Origin of the sequence: Streptomyces sp. NPDC014006 (genome assembly GCF_043088925.1) — a bacterium.
Taxonomy (GTDB): Bacteria; Actinomycetota; Actinomycetes; order Streptomycetales; family Streptomycetaceae; genus Streptomyces.
In genome coordinates this window covers 166,898-184,910 of the sequence record NZ_JBICAJ010000008.1, presented here as the reverse complement: position 1 = coordinate 184,910, position 18,013 = coordinate 166,898, and the positions used below count along the sequence as shown (strand labels likewise).

The following is an 18,013-nucleotide window of genomic DNA, read 5'->3' as shown; positions in this document are numbered from 1 at the left end:
TCGAATGTTTCGGTCGGGCAGGGATACGATCGCCGCCATGACAGCCTCGGAATCCGCCGACCCGCAGACCACAGGCCGGTCCGGCCGCACCGCGACGCTCGCCGAGATCGCCCGGGAGGCCGGCGTGTCGGCCCCGACCGTTTCGAAGGTCCTCAACGGCCGTGCCGACGTCGCCCCGGCCACCCGGACCCGGGTCGAGGACCTGTTGCGGGCCCACGGCTACCGGCGCCGGCGGGCCGAGGCCAGCCGCTCCCCGCTGATCGACCTGGTCTTCCACGAGCTGGAGAGCGCCTGGGCGATGGAGGTCATCCGGGGCGTGGAGAACGTCGCCCGAGATGCCGGGCTGAGCGTCGTGCTCAGCGAGAGCGCCGGGCGGCTCACCCCCGGGCGGACCTGGGCCGACCAGGTCGCCGCGCGCCGCCCGCACGGCGTGATCCTCGTGCTGTCCGACCTCGACGAGTCCCAGCGGGCGCTGCTGACCAGCCGTTCCGTCCCGTTCGTGGTGATGGACCCGGCAGGCGACCCCGGCGCCGACGTGCCCTCCATCGGCGCCACCAACTGGCAGGGCGGCCTCGCCGCCACCCGCCACCTGATCGATCTCGGCCACACCCGGATCGGTGCGATCAGCGGGCCGAAGCGGATGATGTGCAGCCGTGCCCGCGTCGACGGCTACCGGGCCGCCCTGGAGACCGCGGGAGTGCCCGTCGACCCGGCGCTGATCAGGACCGGCGACTTCCACCACGAGACCGGCTACCGGCTCGGCCGCGAGCTGCTGCGGCTGCCGGAGCGGCCCACGGCCGTCTTCGCCGGCAACGACCTGCAGGCGCTCGGGCTGTACGAGGCCGCACGCGAACTGGGCCTGCGCATCCCCGAGGACCTCAGCGTCGTCGGCTTCGACGACCTGCCGGTGGCCCGCTGGGTCGGGCCGCCGCTGACGACCGTGCGGCAGCCGCTGACCGAGATGGCCGAGGCGGCGGCCCGGCTGGTGCTGGAGCTGGGGCGCGGGGACGGGACACCGGTGGCCACCCGCGTGGAACTGGCGACCAGTCTGGTGGTGCGGGCGAGCACCGGGACGCCGGTGGCCGAAAGGTGACGTATTGACGGGTGGGGCGGGTGCACCCACACTCCTCCGAAGTTAATCGGTTACACAACCGAAACTTTCGGAGGAGTTCGTCATGAGAACGTCGCACCTCCTCAGCGCCCGCAGGTCGTTGGCGGGACTCGCCACCGCCGCCGCCGCGCTGCTCGCGCTCGGCGCCGCCCCTTCAGCGCACGCGGCCGACCCGCCGCTGCGCGACCTCGCCGCCGCCCAGGGCAAGGTCATCGGTACGGCGGTGACCGGCTCCGAGCTGACCGGCACCTACGGCGACATCACCGGGCGGGAGTTCGGTTCCCTCACCCCCGGCAACGCCATGAAGTGGGGCTCCGTCGAACCCACCCGGGGCAGCTTCGACTGGGCCGAGGCCGACCAGATCGTCGCCTTCGCCCAGGCCCACCACCAGCAGGTGCGCGGCCACACCCTGGTCTGGCACAGCCAGAACCCGAGCTGGCTGACGGGCGGCAGCTGGACTCCGGCCCAGCTGAGCAGTCTGCTGCAGAACCACATCAGCACCGAGGTCGGCCGCTACCAGGGGAAGATCACCGGCTGGGACGTGGTCAACGAGCCCTTCAACGAGGACGGCACCTACCGCTCCACCCTCTGGTACGACGGGCTCGGCGCCGATTACATCGCCAGCGCCCTGACCTGGGCACATGCCGCCGACCCGGCCGCCAAGCTGTACATCAACGACTACAACGTCGAGGGCGTGAACGCGAAGTCCACCGCCCTGTACAACCTGGTCAAGTCGCTGAAGGCGCGCGGCGTCCCGATCGACGGCGTCGGTCTCCAGGCCCACCTGGTCCTCGGCCAGGTGCCCGCCACCCTCCAGCAGAACATCCAGCGCTTCGCCGACCTCGGTGTGGACGTGGCGATCACCGAGCTGGACGTGCGCATGCAGCTGCCTGCGGACAGCGGCAAGCTCGCCCAGCAGAAGGCCGACTTCAAGGCGGTCGTCGGGGCCTGCGCGGCCGTCACCCGCTGCGCCGGCGTCACCGTGTGGGGCTTCACCGACTCCGACTCCTGGGTGCCGAGCACCTTTCCCGGCTACGGCGCGGCGACGCCGTACGACGAGAGCTACCAGCCGAAGCCGGCGTACTACGGCATCGCCGAGGCGCTCGGCGGCAGTGGCGGCGGTGGGGGCGGCACTGCGCCGGCCGGTGGGTGCTCGGCGGCGTACACGGTCACCAGCCAGTGGAACAGCGGGTTCACCGGGCAGGTGCGGATCTCCTGCACCGGCGCCTCGCTGTCGTCCTGGAAGGCGAGCTGGAGCTTCGGGGCGGGGCAGCAGCTCACGCAGGCCTGGAACGCGGGCTGCACGCAGTCGGGGGCGGCGGTCACCTGTTCCAACATCTCGTACAACGGGACGGTTCCCGACGGCGGTTCGGTGACGTTCGGGTTCAACGCGAACTGGAGCGGGAGCAACCCCGTACCGGCGGTGTCGGTGGGCTGAGGGCGGGGCCGGGGAGGGGGCGCGGAAATTTCTTCGAGAAAAGTCCGGCGGGTGTGTCGATCCCGTCGTCCGCCGATCGACGCAGGGGTGAGAGGCCGGGAAGGACCCGGCCGAACGGACACCGAGGAGGCGTCATGCCCCGCTACCTGTCGCTCGTGCGGATCGACGAGAACAACGCGCCCGCCGGAGGCCCCAGCGATGAGCTGATGCAGCGCATGGGCGAGCTGATCGAGGAGATGACCAAGGCCGGCGTGCTGCTCGACACCGCCGGGCTGACCCCGACCTCGCAGGGCACCCGGGTGCACTACGAGGGCGGGCAGCTCTCCCTCACCGACGGACCGTTCACCGAGACCAAGGAGGTCATCGGCGGATACGCGCTGATGCAGTGCAAGGACCAGGCCGAGGCCGTCGAGTGGACCAAGCGGTTCCTGAAGGTCCACGAGGCGGAGTGGACGGTCACCTGCGAGCTGCGGGAGATCGCGGAGGGCTGAGTTCCGCTTGGTTGGCGGCCCTGCCGGGTGTTCGATGGTGGGTTGTGACCGCACAGCCCACCGCCGACCCGCGCAGCGCCATCGAGACGGTCTTCCGGCTCGAGTCCCCGCGCGTCATCGCCGCCGTCGCCCGGATCGTGCGGGACGTCGGCGTCGCCGAGGAACTCGCCCAGGACGCCCTCGTCGCGGCCCTGGAGCAGTGGCCGCGCGACGGGGTGCCCGACAACCCGGGCGCCTGGCTGACCACCACCGCCCGCCGCCGTGCCGTCGACCTGATCCGGCGCCGGGAGAACCACACCCGCAAGCTCCAGGAGATCGGCCGCGGCCTCGACACGACGGTCCCGCCGGAGGAACCCGCCGACCCCGACGACATCGACGACGACCTGCTCCGGCTCGTCTTCACCGCCTGCCATCCGGTGCTGTCCGCCGAGGCGCGCATCGCCCTCACCCTGCGCCTGCTCGGCGGTCTGACAACCGCCGAGATCGCCCGTGCGTTCCTGGTCCCGGAGCCCACCGTCGCCCAGCGGATCGTGCGCGCCAAACGCACCCTCGCCACGAAGAACGTCGCCTTCGAGGTCCCCTCCGGCCCCGACCGCGCCGCTCGCCTCGGCTCGGTCCTCGACGTCATCTACCTGATCTTCAACGAGGGATACGCGGCCACCGCGGGCGACGACTGGCTGCGCCCGTCGCTGTGCGAGGACGCGCTGCGGCTCGCCCGGCAGCTCGCCCAGCTGATGCCCGAGGAACCCGAGGTGCACGGGCTCGCGGCGCTGCTGGAGTTCCAGGCCGCGCGCGCCGCCGCCCGCACCGGCCCGAACGGCGAACCGGTGCTGCTCGCGGACCAGAACCGCAGCCGCTGGAACCGCCTGCTCATCACCCGTGGCGTCGCCGCGCTGGAACGCGCCGAGGCCACGGCCGCCGGCCCTCCCGGGCCGTATGCCCTCCAGGCGGCCATCGCGGCCTGCCACGCCCGCGCCCACACCTACGAGGACACCGACTGGGCGGCCATCGCGACCCTGTACGGCCTGCTCGCCGCCCGCGCCCCGTCGCCGGTCGTGGAGCTGAACCGGGCGGTGGCCGTGTCCATGGCCGACGGCCCAGGCCCCGCCCTGGAGATCGTCGACGTCCTCGCCGACCGGCTGCGCGACTACCACCTCCTGCCCAGCGTCCGCGGCGACCTCCTGCAACGCCTCGGCCGTACGGCGGAGGCGCGCGCGGAGTTCGCCCGGGCCGCGTCCCTGACCGCCAACGAGCGCGAGCGGGAGCTGCTTCAGCGACGCGCGGCGGAGTGCGGTTAGGCCGGACGGCCGAGCAGCATGGTCGGGGCGCCCGCGACGCGGGTGAGGAAGACGGTGACGGCCAGGGTGCCGTGCGGCTTCGGCAGCACCTTGCGGCGCAACTCCTCCGGTTCGACCGCCGAGCCCCGCTTCTTCACCGTCAGCACGCCCACCTCGCGCTCGCGCAGCAGCGCCTTCAACTTCTTGACGTTGAAGGGGAGTCGGTCGGTGATCTCGTAGGCGGAGGCGTACGGCGTCGGGTGCAGTTCGTCGGAGGTGACGTACGCGATCGTCGCGTCCAGCAGTCCGCCGCCGACCTGTTCCGCCACCTCGGCGACCAGGTGCGCGCGGATGACGGCGCCGTCGGGCTCGTAGAGATACCGCCCGACGGGACGGACGGCCGGGTCGGGCAGTCCGCGGCCGGGCAGCGTGTACGGCCCCGGCAGCAGCGTCGCCCGGACCGCGCCCGGTGCGCCGGTGCCGAACCACAGCACCGCCTCTTTCACGTCCCCGCCGTCGGAGACCCACTCCGCCTCGGCCTCGGCGGGGATCGCCTCGTGCGGCACGCCGGGGGCGATCTTCAGCGCGGCGTGCGGGGCCGTGAGCGCCGCCTGCACGGCCCAGGACAGGGGCGGTGAGTACGCCTCGGGGTCGAAGACGCGGCCGCGCCCGCCGCGTCGGGCGGGGTCGACGAACACCGCGTCGTATCCGGTGGTGTCGATCTCGGTGACGTCCGCCTCCCGCACCTCGATCAGGTCCGTGAGCCCGAGCGCCTCGGCGTTGGCGCGGGCCGCCGCCGCGGTCAGCGGGTCACGGTCCACGGCGAGGACGCGGATGCCGGCGCGGGCGAGCGCGAGCGCGTCGCCCCCGATGCCGGAGCACAGATCGGCGACGGAGCCGACGCCCAGGTCTTTCAGACGGGCCGCCCGGTACGCGGCGACGCTCGCCCGCGTGGACTGCTCGACGCCGTTCGGCGTGAAGAACATCCGCGCGGCGTCCTCGGCCCCGAACTTGGCCACCGCCCGCTGCCGCAGCCGGGCCTGGCCGAGGGCGGCCGACACCAGCTCCGCCGGGTGCTCCCGGCGCAGCCGGGTGGCGACGGCGAGTTCGTCGGCGGGGTCGGTGTCACGCACCTGGTCGAGCAGGGCGCGGCCTTCGGGGGTGAGGAGGGGGGCGAGGTCGTTCACTGGGTCATTGTCGGGCAGGGGGGCGGGGTGTGGGCCAGTCGGTGGATGGTGGGCGGGCGGTGGTGGTGTCGGGGCGGCTGCGGGGAGGCGGACTGCGAGGATCCGGCTCCATGCGAGTAGTCGTACAAAATGACAAAACTCGGGTGTATCGGCGCGATGCTCTGCGTCGGCGTGGTGGCGCGCGTCAGGGTGGTGTCGCGCGTCGGGGTGGTCTGCTGCGGGGTTCTCTCGCCGCCCTCGCGGCCGCCGCCCTCGTCTCCGGCTGTGCTCCGGGCGTGGGACCCGCCGGGTCCGATGTCGACCCCGCCGCCGGTCAGCAGCAGGCCCTGCACGCACCACCGGCGCGCGCCCTCGACTCCTACGCCACCAAGCTGCGCGCCGAGTACGCCGCGCGGGTGGCCGCCGCCAAGCGCTGGGGCCTGACCAAGGTGCCGCTGGCCGCCCCGCCGCCGCCCCGGGTGAAGCCCCGGATCCACACCCGCCAGGGCTTCGAGGTCGACGACCACGAGGAACTGGGCCTGCCGCCGGTCTTCACCCGGATCCCGACCGACCAGAAGATCGTCTTCCTCACCATCGACGACGGAGCCGAGAAGGACCCGGCGTTCCTGCGCATGATGAGCGACCTGCACGTCCCGTACACGGCCTTCCTCAGCAACGACCTGATCAAGAACGACTACGGGTACTTCAAGAAGATGCAGGCGCGGGGGGTGACGCTGAACAACCACACCCTGCACCACCCGTACCTGCCGGGGCTGTCCTACGCCCGGCAGAAGTACGAGATCTGCGACATGCAGGACATCATCGCGAAGCAGTACGGCAAGCGGCCGACGGTCTTCCGGCCGCCGTTCGGCAACTACAACCAGGACACGCTGCGTGCCGCTCAGTCCTGCGGGATCAAGTACGCCCCACTCTGGGACGAGGAGGTCTTCGTCGACCACTGGGAGTACCGCGAGGTGGACCAGGACCTCCACCCCGGCGACATCGTCCTGACGCACTTCCGCGGCCGGGGCGACTGGAAGGGCACGATGCCCGACATGGTGCGCCGGTTCCTGAAGAAGGTGACGGACAAGGGGTACGCGGTGGCACGCCTGGAGGACTACCTGTGAGGACGCGGGGGCGGCGACGGGGGCCGGTGGCCGGGATTCTGGCGGCGGTGTGTTCGGTGGCGGTCTGTCTGACGGGGTGCGCGCAGTCGGTGGACCCGATCGAACGGCTCGGCAAGAAGACCGCGGAACGGGTGGGTACGCACCGTCCCGCCGCCCAGCCGGCGTACCGCCGCTGGGGTCTGGACCGGCCTCTGGCCTCCGCGCCTTCCGCTGCGCGGGGGCGGGTTGGCCGTGTTCTTGGTAAGGCGGGTGCGGGTGCGGGCGCCGGTCTGCCGTTGGTCGTCGACCGTGTGCCCACGCGGGACAAGGTCGTCTTCCTGACGTACGACGACGGGGCCGAGCGGGACGCTCGGTTCGTCGACCTGGTGCGGGAACTGCGGCTGCCGGTGGGGATGTTCCTCACGGACAGCGTGGTCGGGCCGGGGTACGCGCACTTCGCGCGGCTGCGGGCGGTGGGGGCGTCGCTGGAGAACCACACGCTCGACCACCCCGCGATGCAGGGCCTGCCGTATGCCGGGCAGCGGGCGGAGATCTGTGGGCAGCAGCGCAAGCTGCACGCGCGGTTCGGGGTGTGGCCGCGGCTCTTCCGGCCGCCGTACGGCAGGTACGACGCGACGACGTTGCGGGCGGCGGGGGACTGCGGGATCTCGGCGGTGGTGTTGTGGCGGGTGTCGCTGGACGGTGACGGGGGATTGTCGTACGTCGCGGGGGAACACCGGCTGGGGCCGGGCGACATCATCGCGGTGGACCCGGGCGAGACGACAGCGCCGGTGCTGCGGGAGCGGACGGTGCGGTTGTTGCGGGAGATTCAGGGTGGGGGGCTGACGGTGGGGCGGTTGGAGGACTACCTGTAGGGCGCTCGCCTGCGGGTGCGTTGTGGCTGGTCGCGCCCGCGCGGCGGAGCCGCATGTCGAATACAGCCCCGCGCCCCTTATAGGCCTGCGGCGGCCCGTTGCGGTCGCTCGTGGCGTGCGTAGCGCCTACGGCCGGTGGGTGGGTCGGGGCCGGGGTGGGGGGTGTCCGTCCTCGGTCCGGCCGCCCGTTTCCGACGAGGGCGCCCTCGCCCGGTGCCGGCCGCTGCGGGCGGACACCCCCCACCCCGTCCCCTTGCCGCCCTAGGCGGGTGCCGGCCGTCATCTGGCTCAGCTGCGGGCAGTCGTGCCGCTGGGGCGGCACGGGTGGGCTGGGGGTACCCCCTGCTCGAAGAGCTTGGGGGTGGCACCCCGCCACCGCCGGGAGCCACCCACCCCCGGCCGGCCACCGCACGGGCTCCAGGAAACGCCGGTCCACACCCCCCGTTTCCCAGACGCGCCGCACCGCAATTGGCACTCCGCTTGACCGAGTGCTAATCCCGGTCATAGTCTCGGCTCTGGCACTCGGCAGATGAGAGTGCCAACACAGCGACGGGCAGGTCCGGCACCCGCGACGACGGATCGACCTGGTCGCCACCTCAGACAGTTAACCCCGTGAGATCTCCGAAGGGGGAGGTCGGATCGTGACGACCGCCAGCTCCAAGGTTGCCATCAAGCCGCTCGAGGACCGCATCGTGGTCCAGCCGCTCGACGCCGAGCAGACCACGGCCTCCGGCCTGGTCATTCCGGACACCGCCAAGGAGAAGCCCCAGGAGGGCGTCGTCCTGGCCGTGGGCCCGGGTCGCTTCGAGGACGGCAACCGTCTGCCGCTCGACGTGAAGGTCGGCGACGTGGTGCTCTACAGCAAGTACGGCGGCACCGAGGTGAAGTACAACAACGAGGAGTACCTCGTTCTCTCGGCCCGCGACGTGCTCGCGATCATCGAGAAGTAAGCACACTTCACCCGAAGCTCTGCTTTCAGCTGCGCCCCTGGCCCCTGCGACCGATAACGAAGCCGGGCGCCGGGGCGCAGTCGTTTTACCCACGAGATTTCCGAGAGGGCTCCCGCTGCCATGGCGAAGATCCTGAAGTTCGACGAGGACGCCCGTCGCGCCCTCGAGCGCGGCGTCAACAAGCTTGCCGACACCGTCAAGGTGACGATCGGCCCCAAGGGCCGCAACGTCGTCATCGACAAGAAGTTCGGCGCCCCGACCATCACCAACGACGGCGTGACCATCGCCCGCGAGGTGGAGATCGAGGACCCGTACGAGAACCTCGGCGCCCAGCTGGTCAAGGAGGTGGCGACCAAGACCAACGACATCGCGGGTGACGGTACGACCACCGCGACCGTGCTGGCCCAGGCGCTCGTGCGCGAGGGTCTGAAGAACGTCGCCGCGGGTGCCTCCCCGGCCGCCCTGAAGAAGGGCATCGACGCCGCGGTCAAGGCCGTGTCCGAGGAGCTCCTCGCGACCGCCCGCCCGATCGACGAGAAGTCCGACATCGCCGCCGTCGCCGGTCTGTCCGCCCAGGACAGCCAGGTCGGCGAGCTCATCGCCGAGGCGATGGACAAGGTCGGCAAGGACGGTGTCATCACCGTCGAGGAGTCCAACACCTTCGGTCTGGAGCTGGACTTCACCGAGGGCATGGCCTTCGACAAGGGCTACCTGTCCCCGTACTTCGTGACGGACCAGGAGCGTATGGAGGCCGTCCTCGACGACCCGTACATTCTGATCACGCAGGGCAAGATCGGCGCCATCGCGGACCTGCTGCCGCTGCTGGAGAAGGTCATCCAGGCCGGCTCCTCCAAGCCGCTGCTGATCATCGCCGAGGACGTCGAGGGCGAGGCCCTGTCGACCCTGGTCGTCAACAAGATCCGCGGCACGTTCAACGCCGTCGCGGTGAAGGCCCCCGGCTTCGGCGACCGCCGCAAGGCGATGCTGCAGGACATGGCCGTCCTCACCGGCGCCACCGTCATCTCCGAGGAGGTCGGCCTCAAGCTCGACCAGGTCGGTCTCGAGGTGCTCGGCACCGCCCGCCGCGTCACCGTCACCAAGGACGACACCACGATCGTCGAGGGTGCCGGCAAGGCCGAGGAGCTGGCGGGCCGCGTCGCGCAGATCAAGGCCGAGATCGAGAACACGGACTCCGACTGGGACCGCGAGAAGCTCCAGGAGCGCCTCGCGAAGCTGGCCGGCGGCGTGTGCGTGATCAAGGTCGGCGCCGCCACCGAGGTGGAGCTGAAGGAGAAGAAGCACCGTCTGGAGGACGCCATCTCCGCGACCCGCGCCGCGGTCGAGGAGGGCATCGTCTCCGGTGGTGGCTCCGCGCTGGTCCACGCCGTCAAGGTCCTCGAGGGCAACCTCGGCAAGACCGGCGACGAGGCCACCGGTGTCGCCGTGGTCCGCAAGGCCGCCGTCGAGCCGCTGCGCTGGATCGCCGAGAACGCCGGCCTCGAGGGCTACGTCATCACCTCCAAGGTCGCCGAGCTCGACAAGGGCCAGGGCTTCAACGCCGCCACCGGCGAGTACGGCGACCTGGTCAAGGCCGGCGTCATCGACCCGGTCAAGGTCACCCGCTCCGCCCTGGAGAACGCCGCCTCCATCGCCTCCCTGCTGCTCACGACCGAGACCCTGGTCGTCGAGAAGAAGGAAGAGGAAGAGGCCGCCGCGGGCCACGGCCACGGCCACGGTCACTCCCACTGACGCACGTCAGCTCGCAAGGCCCGGCACCCCTGGTGCCGGGCCTTGCGTGTGGCTAGGGTCTTTCGTTTGGATCAGGCCAGACCCCGCGAGCCCGGCATGATCCAAACGAGAGGCCCTAGCGCTCCAGCGTCTCCAGCGCACCCAGCTGCTGCATCAGACCCAGCTGGTCGTGCTGCCACCACAGCTCGGCGATCTTGCCGTTGCCGCCCAAGCGGAACCAGGTGGTCCCGCTCATGGTGACCTGGTTGCCCGTGGGAGCGATGCCGAGGAAGTCACCCGTGTGCGTGGCGTTCCAGGTCCACCGCGCGCAGACCCGGTCCTCGTGGGCGAGCACGTCCTCGACCGTGAAGGAGGCGTCGAACGCCGCGCGCCACATCCGGAACTCGCTGCGCATGGAGTCCAGCCCGAGGGTGTCCTGCGGATTGATCGGGTCGTGGCTGTGGATGTCCTCGTCCAGCAGGTCGTTGAGCGGCGGCAGGTCGCCCGCCGTCCCCAGCGTGGCGAAGAAGCGCCGCACGGTGTCCTCGGACAACTGGTCGTCCCGCACCACGTCCAGGTCGGTGAACGACGGCATCTCGTCGCAGAGGGCGACCATGTCCTGGAAGATCTTGTCCGTCTCGGGCATGTTGGAGTTCCGCATCGCCTCCTCGTACGACGGGAACTCCACGATCTCGATGAAGTGAGACGCGTCGGACCGGTCCTTGCCGACCACCGCGTGCGTCGCCGTCCGCTTCCCCTTGGTCTTCTCCACCCACGTGTCCATCAGCCGGTCCATCTCGTCGAACCGGCTGGTCTTGCAGTCGATGAGCTGTACGAAGGTCATGGCGCCGCCTTCCGGTCCCCCCGTGGGTCCGGTGTCCGTCACTCCATTTTCCCACCGGACAGCCGCCCGCACCTGTCGCTACTGCGGCCCGTACTTCCGCCCCGTCCGCGAGCTGAGCCCGCCCAGCAGCCCCCTCGGGACGAGTTTCGCCGCGCCCATCAGGGCCTTGTAGCGGGGGTCGGGGATGGACAGGGTCCGGCCGCGCGCCAGATCCGTCAGGGCCGCGGCGACCACCTTGTCGGCGTCCAGCCACATCCAGTTCGGGATGTTGTCCGTGCCCATCCCGGCCCGCTGGTGGAATTCCGTGCGGACGAAGCCCGGGCAGAGCGCCATCAGCCGTACGCCGCTGCCCGCCAGGTCGCGCGCCGCGCCCTGGGAGAACTGCACGACCCACGCCTTGGACGCGCCGTACGTGCCGCGCGGCACGAAGGCGGCGACCGACGCCACGTTCACGACGCCGCCCCGGCCGCGCTCGCGCATCGCCTCCGTCGCCGCCGAGGTCAGCCGCAGCACCGCCTCGCAGTGCACCTTCAGCATCCTCAGCTCGTCGGCCCTCGGGACCTCTAGAAAACGGCCCTTGTTGCCGAAGCCGGCGTTGTTGATCAGCAGGTCGACGGCGTTGCGCCGGTCACCGAGGCGGGCGGCGACCGCCTCGATGCCGTCGTCCTCGGCCAGGTCGGCGGTCAGCACCTCCGCCTCGATGCCGTGCCGGTCGTGCAGCTCGGTCGCCTGCTCGCGCAGCCGCTTGGTGTCCCGGGCCACCAGCACGAGGTTGTGCCCGTCAGCCGCCAGGCGCCGCGCGAAAGCGGCACCGATCCCCGCGGTCGATCCCGTAATCAGAGCCGTTGTCATGCGCCAAGACTAGTTACCCGGACTGACAGACTCCGTGCTCAGCACCCCCCGTCTGACACGAGGTCAGCGCCTGCGCCCACCGACGTACTTGCGCGCCGCCGCCAGCGCCTCCGGGTGCAGGGCCGCGCCGGCCGCGAGCAGCCGCGGCAGCAGCTCGCGCTCGGTGGTGAGCGCCCGGAACTGCATCTCCACGGTCACGTCGTGCTCCGGCCGGTGCACCACCTCGATCGCATCACCCGCGCGGATCTCCCCGGGCTCGATCACTCGCAGATACGCCCCCGGCGCGCCCCGGTGCGTGAACCGGCGCACCCATCCCTTCTCACCCAGGTGCTCCTGGAAGGTGCGGCAGGGAATGCGCCCGCTGGTCACCTCCAGCACCACATCGGGGCCGATCCGCCAGCGCTCGCCGATCAGCGCGGCGCAGACGTCCACGCCCCGCGTGGTGAGGTTCTCGCCGAACGTGCCGTTCGCCAGTTCCCGCCCCAGCTCGCGCTCCCAGTCGTCCAGGTCCTCGCGGGCGAAGGCGTACACCGCCTGGTCGTCGCCGCCGTGGTGGCGGGTGTCGCACACCGCGTCCCCGGCGAGCCCGCTCGCGCCGACCCCCTTCGGTCCCGGCGCCGTCACCTTGACCGGCCCGTCCACCGGGCGCTTGTCGATGCCGGTCAGCCCCTCCGGCTGGTCGGTGTAGGGGACGGGCCGGGCCTGGCCCACGTTGAGAGACAGAAGCTTCATGAGGGCACGGTAGCGAGCAGGCCTCAAAGTGTCGACGCAGTATTCTGCGCGACATCCAAGCCTCGCTTATGCTTGCAGGGTGATCGAGGCTCGTCATCTCCGCGTCCTGCGCGCCGTGGCCACCACCGGCTCCTTCTCCGCCGCGGCGCGCGAGCTGGGCTGCACCCAGCCCGCCGTCAGTCAGCAGATGAAGGCCCTGGAGGGCTCCGTCGGCACCCCGCTGCTGGTGCGCACGGGGCGCGAGATGCGGCTGACCCAGGCGGGTGAGGCGCTGGTGCGGCACGCCACCGGCATCCTCGCCGGGCTGACCGCCGCCGAGGAGGAGGTCGCCGCCATCGCCGGGCTGCGCGCCGGCCGGGTCCGTCTCGTCTCCTTCCCCAGCGGCAGCTCCACCCTCGTGCCCACCGCCCTGGCCGCTCTGCGCGCCGCCCACCCCGGCACCCGGGTCTCCCTGGAGGAGGCCGAACCGCCGCGGTCCGTGGAACTGCTGCGCGAGGGCGACTGCGACATCGCGCTCGCCTTCCGCTACGAGGGCGCGGCGGGCGCCGAGGAGTGGGACGACCTCGTCGTGCGGCCGCTGCTGACGGACCGTCTCGTAGCGTTGCTGCCCGAACGGCACCCGCTCGCGGCGCGCGCGGAGCCGCTGGCCATCGGCGCGCTGGCCGGTGAGCCGTGGATCGCGGGCTGTCCGCGCTGCCGGGGCCAGCTGGTCGAGGTCTGCGAGGGCGCCGGCTTCACGCCCCGCATCGACTTCGCCACCGACGACTACCCCGCGGTGGTCGGTCTGGTCGGCGCCGGTCTCGGCGTCGCCGTGCTGCCCCAGCTCGCCGTGGAGTCCGTGCGTCCCCGGGGCGTACGCATGTTGACGCTTGAACCGTCGGTGCGGCGGGAGATCGTCGCCCTCACCCTGCCGGACCTGGCCCAGGTGCCGGCGGTCGCGGCGACGCTGGAGCAGCTGGCGCGCACGGCGCGGCGGTAGCGGCCGAGGGGGCCGGCAGCCGCCGGGGGCCGGCAGGCGCCGAAAAAAGGGCACGCGCGTGTGTGCGTGCCCTGAGGGTGATGAAGAAACGTTCCTTCAGGTGTTCGAACCGGCATGCCCGCCGGTAGAAGCCGTCACCAGGCGGTTACGCGCCCGCCCCATGAGTTCTTCGCGCTCGTCCTCGGTCAACCCGCCCCACACGCCGTACGGTTCGCGCACCGCCAGAGCGTGTGCCGCGCACTGGGCGCGGACCGGGCACCTCATGCAGACCTCTTTGGCCGAGTTCTCGCGAGCACTCCGCGCCGCACCGCGCTCACCCTCCGGATGAAAGAAGAGCGAGCTGTCCACACCGCGGCAGGCAGCCAGCAGCTGCCAGTCCCACAGGTCCGCGTTCGGTCCGGGAAGGCGGGAGAAATCTGCCATTACGTGACCCCTTGCAGCCGTTCTGAGTGGATACGGTGCCCACGACCGTACAACTACGATCTAAGGAGATGAAAATATGACTCATTGCGAATCTAGCCTCAGACACCAGTGCATGGGAAGAAATGGGGCCAAATGGGGCATGGTTGTGATGAAAGCTTGAGGGTTGGCCCTGTGTGTCTCCACTGTGTTCGCCCCCTCACGTAGAGTGCCGAAGATGGCAGATGGCCCCGTAACTCTTTCGAGTGACCGTCGTTGAGAGTGCGGAGGCGGTTGAAAACACAAGGGCTCGGGCAGGCGTCCGAGACGGTCGACCGCACAGGTGACGATTTCGTACCAGCCTGGAGGCACAAGGTGACGCGCATCAGCTGCGGAGGGCGGCCATGACTTCCGTCCTCGTCTGCGACGACTCCCCGCTTGCCCGAGAGGCGCTCCGCCGCGCGGTCGCGACCGTGCCCGGCGTCGAGCGTGTGACGACGGCGGCCAACGGCGAGGAAGTCCTCCGCCGCTGGGGCGCCGACCGCTCGGACCTCATTCTGATGGACGTCCGCATGCCCGGCCTGGGCGGCGTCGAGACCGTCCGCCGGCTGCTGTCCGCCGACCCCGGTGCCCGCATCATCATGCTGACCGTCGCCGAGGACCTCGACGGCGTGGCCCTCGCGGTCGCCGCCGGCGCCCGCGGCTATCTGCACAAGGACGCCTCGCGCGCCGAGCTGCGCGCCACGGTGACGCAGGCGCTGGCCGACCCGACCTGGCGCCTGGCCCCGCGCCGCCTGCGCTCGGCGGAGATGGGCGCCGCGCCCACCCTCACCGCACGCGAGATCCAGGTGCTGGAGGGTATGAGCCACGGCCGCTCCAACGCCGAGATCGGCCGCGAGCTGTTCCTCTCCGAGGACACCGTCAAGACCCACGCCCGACGCCTGTTCAAGAAGCTCGGCGCCTCCGACCGCGCCCACGCGGTGGCGCTCGGCTTCCGCTGGGGCCTGGTCCGCTAGGGCCTGCCCGGCGGACCGGAGCGGCGAAGGGTGACGCGCCGTGTCAACGTGCGCGAGCGGGGCGTGGCGCCTCCGGCGAGGCAGGCCGGAGGCCCGACAGGGTGACGTCCGCCGGGTGATCCCCAAGCACGGGGGCATGCCTTTGCCGGGGCAATGCGCCGGAGCGTGTCGTGGCTCCCGTGACCGCGTCACTCTCGGGGCGCGGCCCCGGACGCGAGGGCGCGGTTGTGCGCGCCGGTCACGCTCCGTGTACGGCGACTGCTGTCGCCGGCTGCAGCGCAACGGCGCTTCCCTCCCGCCGGAGCCGGTGGTCCCGAGCCCTCGCCGGCCCCTTGACTGTCGTACCCCGACCGCCCACCCGCGCGGTGCGTCCCTGTTCCGTGAAGCCGCCAGGCGCCGGGCGGCACGTCTGTTTCCGCACTCCGCCGGCGGGCCGTCGGCCCAGCGTGGGGCCGGTGTGCGCGGACATGGGGGCACGCGCGCGTACCAGGGATCGCCGCCGTCCGGGAGAGTCCTCGCGGACGCCCGCTGCTCGTTTCGGCGCCGATGCCGCATCCTTGAGGTGTGGAGTTCCTCGGGGACGAGTCGGTCGAGCGGAAGGGGAGGGCGCAGGGGATGAGTTCCGGCGCACCTGCTCATAACGCTTCGGTGCACAACGCCGAGCGCGGTGCCACGGACGTCAGAGCCGCAGGGCACCATGGACCGATGCGTGACGACGAGGCGGCCACTCCTGCCCAGGGGGCGATCGGCCCACTCGTGCACCGCGCAGTGGACGGCGACGAACAGGCCACGCACGACCTGCTCGCCCACGTGCACCCCTTGGCGCTGCGCTACTGCCGTACGCGGCTGTCACGGCTGCCCGGCGACGCCCGGCACTTCGTCGAGGACCTCGCCCAGGAGGTCTGCGTCGCCGTGCTCCTCGCGCTGCCGCGCTACAAAGACACCGGCCGGCCCTTCGAGGCGTTCGTCTTCGCGATCGCCGCCCACAAGGTCGCCGACCTCCAGCGGGCGGCGATGCGCCACCCCGGCTCGACGGCCGTGCCGTCCGACGAGATGCCCGAGCGGCCCGACGACTCCCTGGGCCCCGAGGAGCGCGCCCTGCTCAGCAGCGATGCCGAGTGGGCGAAGAAACTGCTGGCCAACCTCCCGGAGAACCAGCGCGAGCTGCTGCTGCTGCGTATCGCGGTGGGCCTCACCGCCGAGGAGACCGGCCAGATGTTGGGAATGTCACCCGGCGCGGTCCGGGTGGCGCAGCACCGTGCGCTGAGCCGGCTGCGGGCGCTCGCCGAGCAGTAACTGGGCCCGGCCCGGGTCGGATCGGCGCCTCATGTGAACAGGCGAACACCCGGTTCCGTACGAACATACGAAGACGGAAGCCGTCCACAACCGTGGAATGAGACGGGTCCATCTCCCGTTAGCATGGACATCCGCACCGATCAAGGCCATTTGGGGAAGGTGTCATGACTGCAAACGTCGACGGAGTGCCCGGTAAATTCGCGACACTCGGGCTGACCTACGACGACGTGCTGCTGCTGCCGGGTGCATCCGAGGTGCTCCCCAACGCGGTCGACACCTCGTCCCGCATCTCCCGCAACGTCCGGGTCAACATCCCGCTGCTCTCGGCGGCGATGGACAAGGTGACCGAGTCCCGCATGGCGATCGCGATGGCGCGTCTCGGCGGTGTCGGCGTCCTGCACCGCAACCTCTCCATCGAGGACCAGGTCAACCAGGTCGACCTGGTGAAGCGCTCCGAGTCCGGCATGGTGGCCAACCCCATCACCATCCACCCGGACGCCACGCTCGCCGAGGCCGACGCGCTGTGCGCCAAGTTCCGCATCAGCGGTGTCCCCGTCACGGACGGCAACCGCAAGCTGCTCGGCATCGTCACCAACCGCGACATGGCCTTCGAGAGCGACCGCAGCCGTCAGGTCCGCGAGGTCATGACCCCGATGCCGCTGGTCACAGGCAAGGTGGGCATCTCCGGCGTCGAGGCCATGGAGCTGCTGCGCAAGCACAAGATCGAGAAGCTGCCGCTGGTCGACGACGAGGGCGTCCTCAAGGGCCTGATCACCGTCAAGGACTTCGTCAAGGCCGAGAAGTACCCGAACGCCGCCAAGGACGCCGAGGGCCGCCTGCTCGTCGGTGCCGCCGTGGGCGCCAGCCCCGAAGCCCTCGAGCGCGCTCAGGCGCTCGCCGCGGCCGGTGTGGACTTCCTGGTCGTCGACACCTCCCACGGCCACAACAGCAACGCGCTGAGCTGGATGGCGAAGATCAAGTCCAGCGTGAGCGTCGATGTGATCGGCGGCAACGTCGCCACCCGCGACGGCGCGCAGGCGCTGATCGACGCCGGTGTCGACGGCATCAAGGTCGGCGTGGGCCCGGGTTCCATCTGCACCACGCGCGTGGTCGCGGGCATCGGCGTCCCCCAGGTCACCGCCATCTATGAGGCCTCCCTCGCGGCTCGCCCCGCCGGCGTCCCGCTGATCGGTGACGGCGGCCTGCAGTACTCCGGTGACATCGGCAAGGCGCTCGCCGCCGGCGCCGACACCGTCATGCTCGGCAGCCTCCTCGCCGGCTGTGAGGAGTCGCCCGGCGAGCTGCTCTTCATCAACGGCAAGCAGTTCAAGTCGTACCGCGGCATGGGCTCGCTCGGTGCCATGCAGTCCCGCGGCCAGGCGAGGTCGTACTCCAAGGACCGCTACTTCCAGGCCGAGGTCTCCTCCGACGACAAGCTCGTGCCCGAGGGTGTCGAGGGCCAGGTGCCCTACCGCGGCCCGCTGGCCAACGTGCTGCACCAGCTCGTCGGCGGTCTGCGCCAGACCATGGGCTACGTGGGCGCGGCCACCATCGAGGAGATGGAGTCCAAGGGCCGCTTCGTCCGGATCACGTCCGCGGGTCTGAAGGAGAGCCACCCGCACGACATCCAGATGACGGTCGAGGCGCCGAACTACAGCAGCAAGTGACGCCCACGCGCGCGTGAAGGTCATGCGACGGCGGCCCCGGGACATCCGGGGCCGCCGTTGTCGTACCCGTCGGGGATACTGGAAGG

Annotated in this window: 17 protein-coding genes; 12 read left to right on the top strand and 5 right to left on the bottom strand. The window is 71.2% G+C overall.

Features of this window, described 5'->3' with window-relative positions:
• Positions 1–37 precede the first annotated feature (37 nt).
• From ACF1GV_RS26630 to ACF1GV_RS26615, 4 genes are all read left to right on the top strand, one after another.
• Positions 38–1,093: a LacI family DNA-binding transcriptional regulator gene (locus ACF1GV_RS26630; protein WP_391685384.1), complete on the top strand. Its 1,056-nt coding sequence runs from the start codon at positions 38–40 to the stop codon at positions 1,091–1,093.
• An 82-nt stretch (positions 1,094–1,175) separates the two neighbouring features.
• The gene (locus ACF1GV_RS26625) at positions 1,176–2,549 is read left to right on the top strand and encodes an endo-1,4-beta-xylanase (RefSeq protein WP_391685382.1); all 1,374 of its coding nucleotides are present in this window, start codon (positions 1,176–1,178) and stop codon (positions 2,547–2,549) included.
• Between the two features lie 134 nt (positions 2,550–2,683).
• Positions 2,684–3,040, top strand: coding sequence for a YciI family protein (locus ACF1GV_RS26620; protein ID WP_363265771.1), 357 nt, complete (start codon positions 2,684–2,686; stop codon positions 3,038–3,040).
• 44 nt (positions 3,041–3,084) lie between these two features.
• A complete protein-coding gene (locus tag ACF1GV_RS26615) occupies positions 3,085–4,338 on the top strand; it encodes an RNA polymerase sigma factor (protein WP_391685380.1) in 1,254 nt (417 codons plus the stop codon).
• On the opposite strand, the gene ACF1GV_RS26610 is transcribed toward ACF1GV_RS26615, so the two are convergent.
• Positions 4,335–5,504: an SAM-dependent methyltransferase gene (locus ACF1GV_RS26610; protein WP_391685378.1), complete on the bottom strand. Its 1,170-nt coding sequence runs from the start codon at positions 5,502–5,504 to the stop codon at positions 4,335–4,337. The genes ACF1GV_RS26615 and ACF1GV_RS26610 overlap by 4 nt on opposite strands.
• Positions 5,505–5,614: 110 nt before the next feature.
• Between ACF1GV_RS26610 and ACF1GV_RS26605 the strand changes: the two genes are divergently transcribed.
• The 4 genes from ACF1GV_RS26605 (at position 5,615) to groL (ending at position 10,163) form a co-directional block, all read left to right on the top strand.
• The gene (locus tag ACF1GV_RS26605) at positions 5,615–6,610 is read left to right on the top strand and encodes a polysaccharide deacetylase family protein (RefSeq protein ID WP_391685376.1); all 996 of its coding nucleotides are present in this window, start codon (positions 5,615–5,617) and stop codon (positions 6,608–6,610) included.
• Positions 6,607–7,464, top strand: coding sequence for a polysaccharide deacetylase family protein (locus ACF1GV_RS26600; protein ID WP_391685374.1), 858 nt, complete (start codon positions 6,607–6,609; stop codon positions 7,462–7,464). The genes ACF1GV_RS26605 and ACF1GV_RS26600 overlap by 4 nt, the downstream gene beginning before the upstream one ends.
• A 641-nt stretch (positions 7,465–8,105) precedes the next feature.
• Positions 8,106–8,414 (top strand): co-chaperone GroES, encoded by a 309-nt coding sequence (gene groES / locus ACF1GV_RS26595; RefSeq protein ID WP_009190181.1) that lies wholly within the window; start codon positions 8,106–8,108, stop codon positions 8,412–8,414.
• Positions 8,415–8,534: 120 nt separating this feature from the next.
• Complete coding sequence (gene groL, locus ACF1GV_RS26590) at positions 8,535–10,163, top strand: chaperonin GroEL (protein WP_391685372.1); 1,629 nt, start codon at positions 8,535–8,537, stop codon at positions 10,161–10,163.
• A 115-nt stretch (positions 10,164–10,278) separates the two neighbouring features.
• Here the strand turns inward: groL and ACF1GV_RS26585 are convergent, their stop codons facing one another.
• From ACF1GV_RS26585 to ACF1GV_RS26575, 3 genes are all read right to left on the bottom strand, one after another.
• Positions 10,279–10,986, bottom strand: coding sequence for an ester cyclase (locus ACF1GV_RS26585; protein ID WP_391685370.1), 708 nt, complete (start codon positions 10,984–10,986; stop codon positions 10,279–10,281).
• 78 nt (positions 10,987–11,064) lie between these two features.
• Positions 11,065–11,838, bottom strand: a complete 774-nt coding sequence (locus tag ACF1GV_RS26580) for an SDR family NAD(P)-dependent oxidoreductase (protein ID WP_391685368.1) — start codon at positions 11,836–11,838, stop codon at positions 11,065–11,067.
• Between the two features lie 63 nt (positions 11,839–11,901).
• Positions 11,902–12,570 carry an MOSC domain-containing protein gene (locus ACF1GV_RS26575; protein ID WP_391685366.1) on the bottom strand — a complete coding sequence of 223 codons (669 nt, stop codon included), beginning with the start codon at positions 12,568–12,570 and terminating at the stop codon, positions 11,902–11,904.
• A 79-nt stretch (positions 12,571–12,649) separates the two neighbouring features.
• Here ACF1GV_RS26575 and ACF1GV_RS26570 point away from each other — a divergent pair, with 79 nt between their 5' ends.
• On the top strand, positions 12,650–13,549 hold the full coding sequence (locus ACF1GV_RS26570) for a LysR family transcriptional regulator (RefSeq protein ID WP_391685364.1): 900 nt from the start codon (positions 12,650–12,652) through the stop codon (positions 13,547–13,549).
• Between the two features lie 96 nt (positions 13,550–13,645).
• Here ACF1GV_RS26570 and ACF1GV_RS26565 read toward each other — a convergent pair whose 3' ends face one another.
• A complete protein-coding gene (locus ACF1GV_RS26565) occupies positions 13,646–13,972 on the bottom strand; it encodes a WhiB family transcriptional regulator (RefSeq protein WP_363265780.1) in 327 nt (108 codons plus the stop codon).
• A gap of 380 nt (positions 13,973–14,352) precedes the next feature.
• Here ACF1GV_RS26565 and ACF1GV_RS26560 point away from each other — a divergent pair, with 380 nt between their 5' ends.
• From ACF1GV_RS26560 to guaB, 3 genes are all read left to right on the top strand, one after another.
• On the top strand, positions 14,353–14,964 hold the full coding sequence (locus ACF1GV_RS26560; protein ID WP_003948568.1) for a response regulator transcription factor: 612 nt from the start codon (positions 14,353–14,355) through the stop codon (positions 14,962–14,964).
• Between the two features lie 705 nt (positions 14,965–15,669).
• The gene (locus tag ACF1GV_RS26555; protein WP_103781490.1) at positions 15,670–16,260 is read left to right on the top strand and encodes a sigma-70 family RNA polymerase sigma factor; all 591 of its coding nucleotides are present in this window, start codon (positions 15,670–15,672) and stop codon (positions 16,258–16,260) included.
• A gap of 164 nt (positions 16,261–16,424) precedes the next feature.
• Positions 16,425–17,927 (top strand): IMP dehydrogenase, encoded by a 1,503-nt coding sequence (gene guaB, locus ACF1GV_RS26550; protein WP_391685362.1) that lies wholly within the window; start codon positions 16,425–16,427, stop codon positions 17,925–17,927.
• Positions 17,928–18,013: the final 86 nt, after the last annotated feature.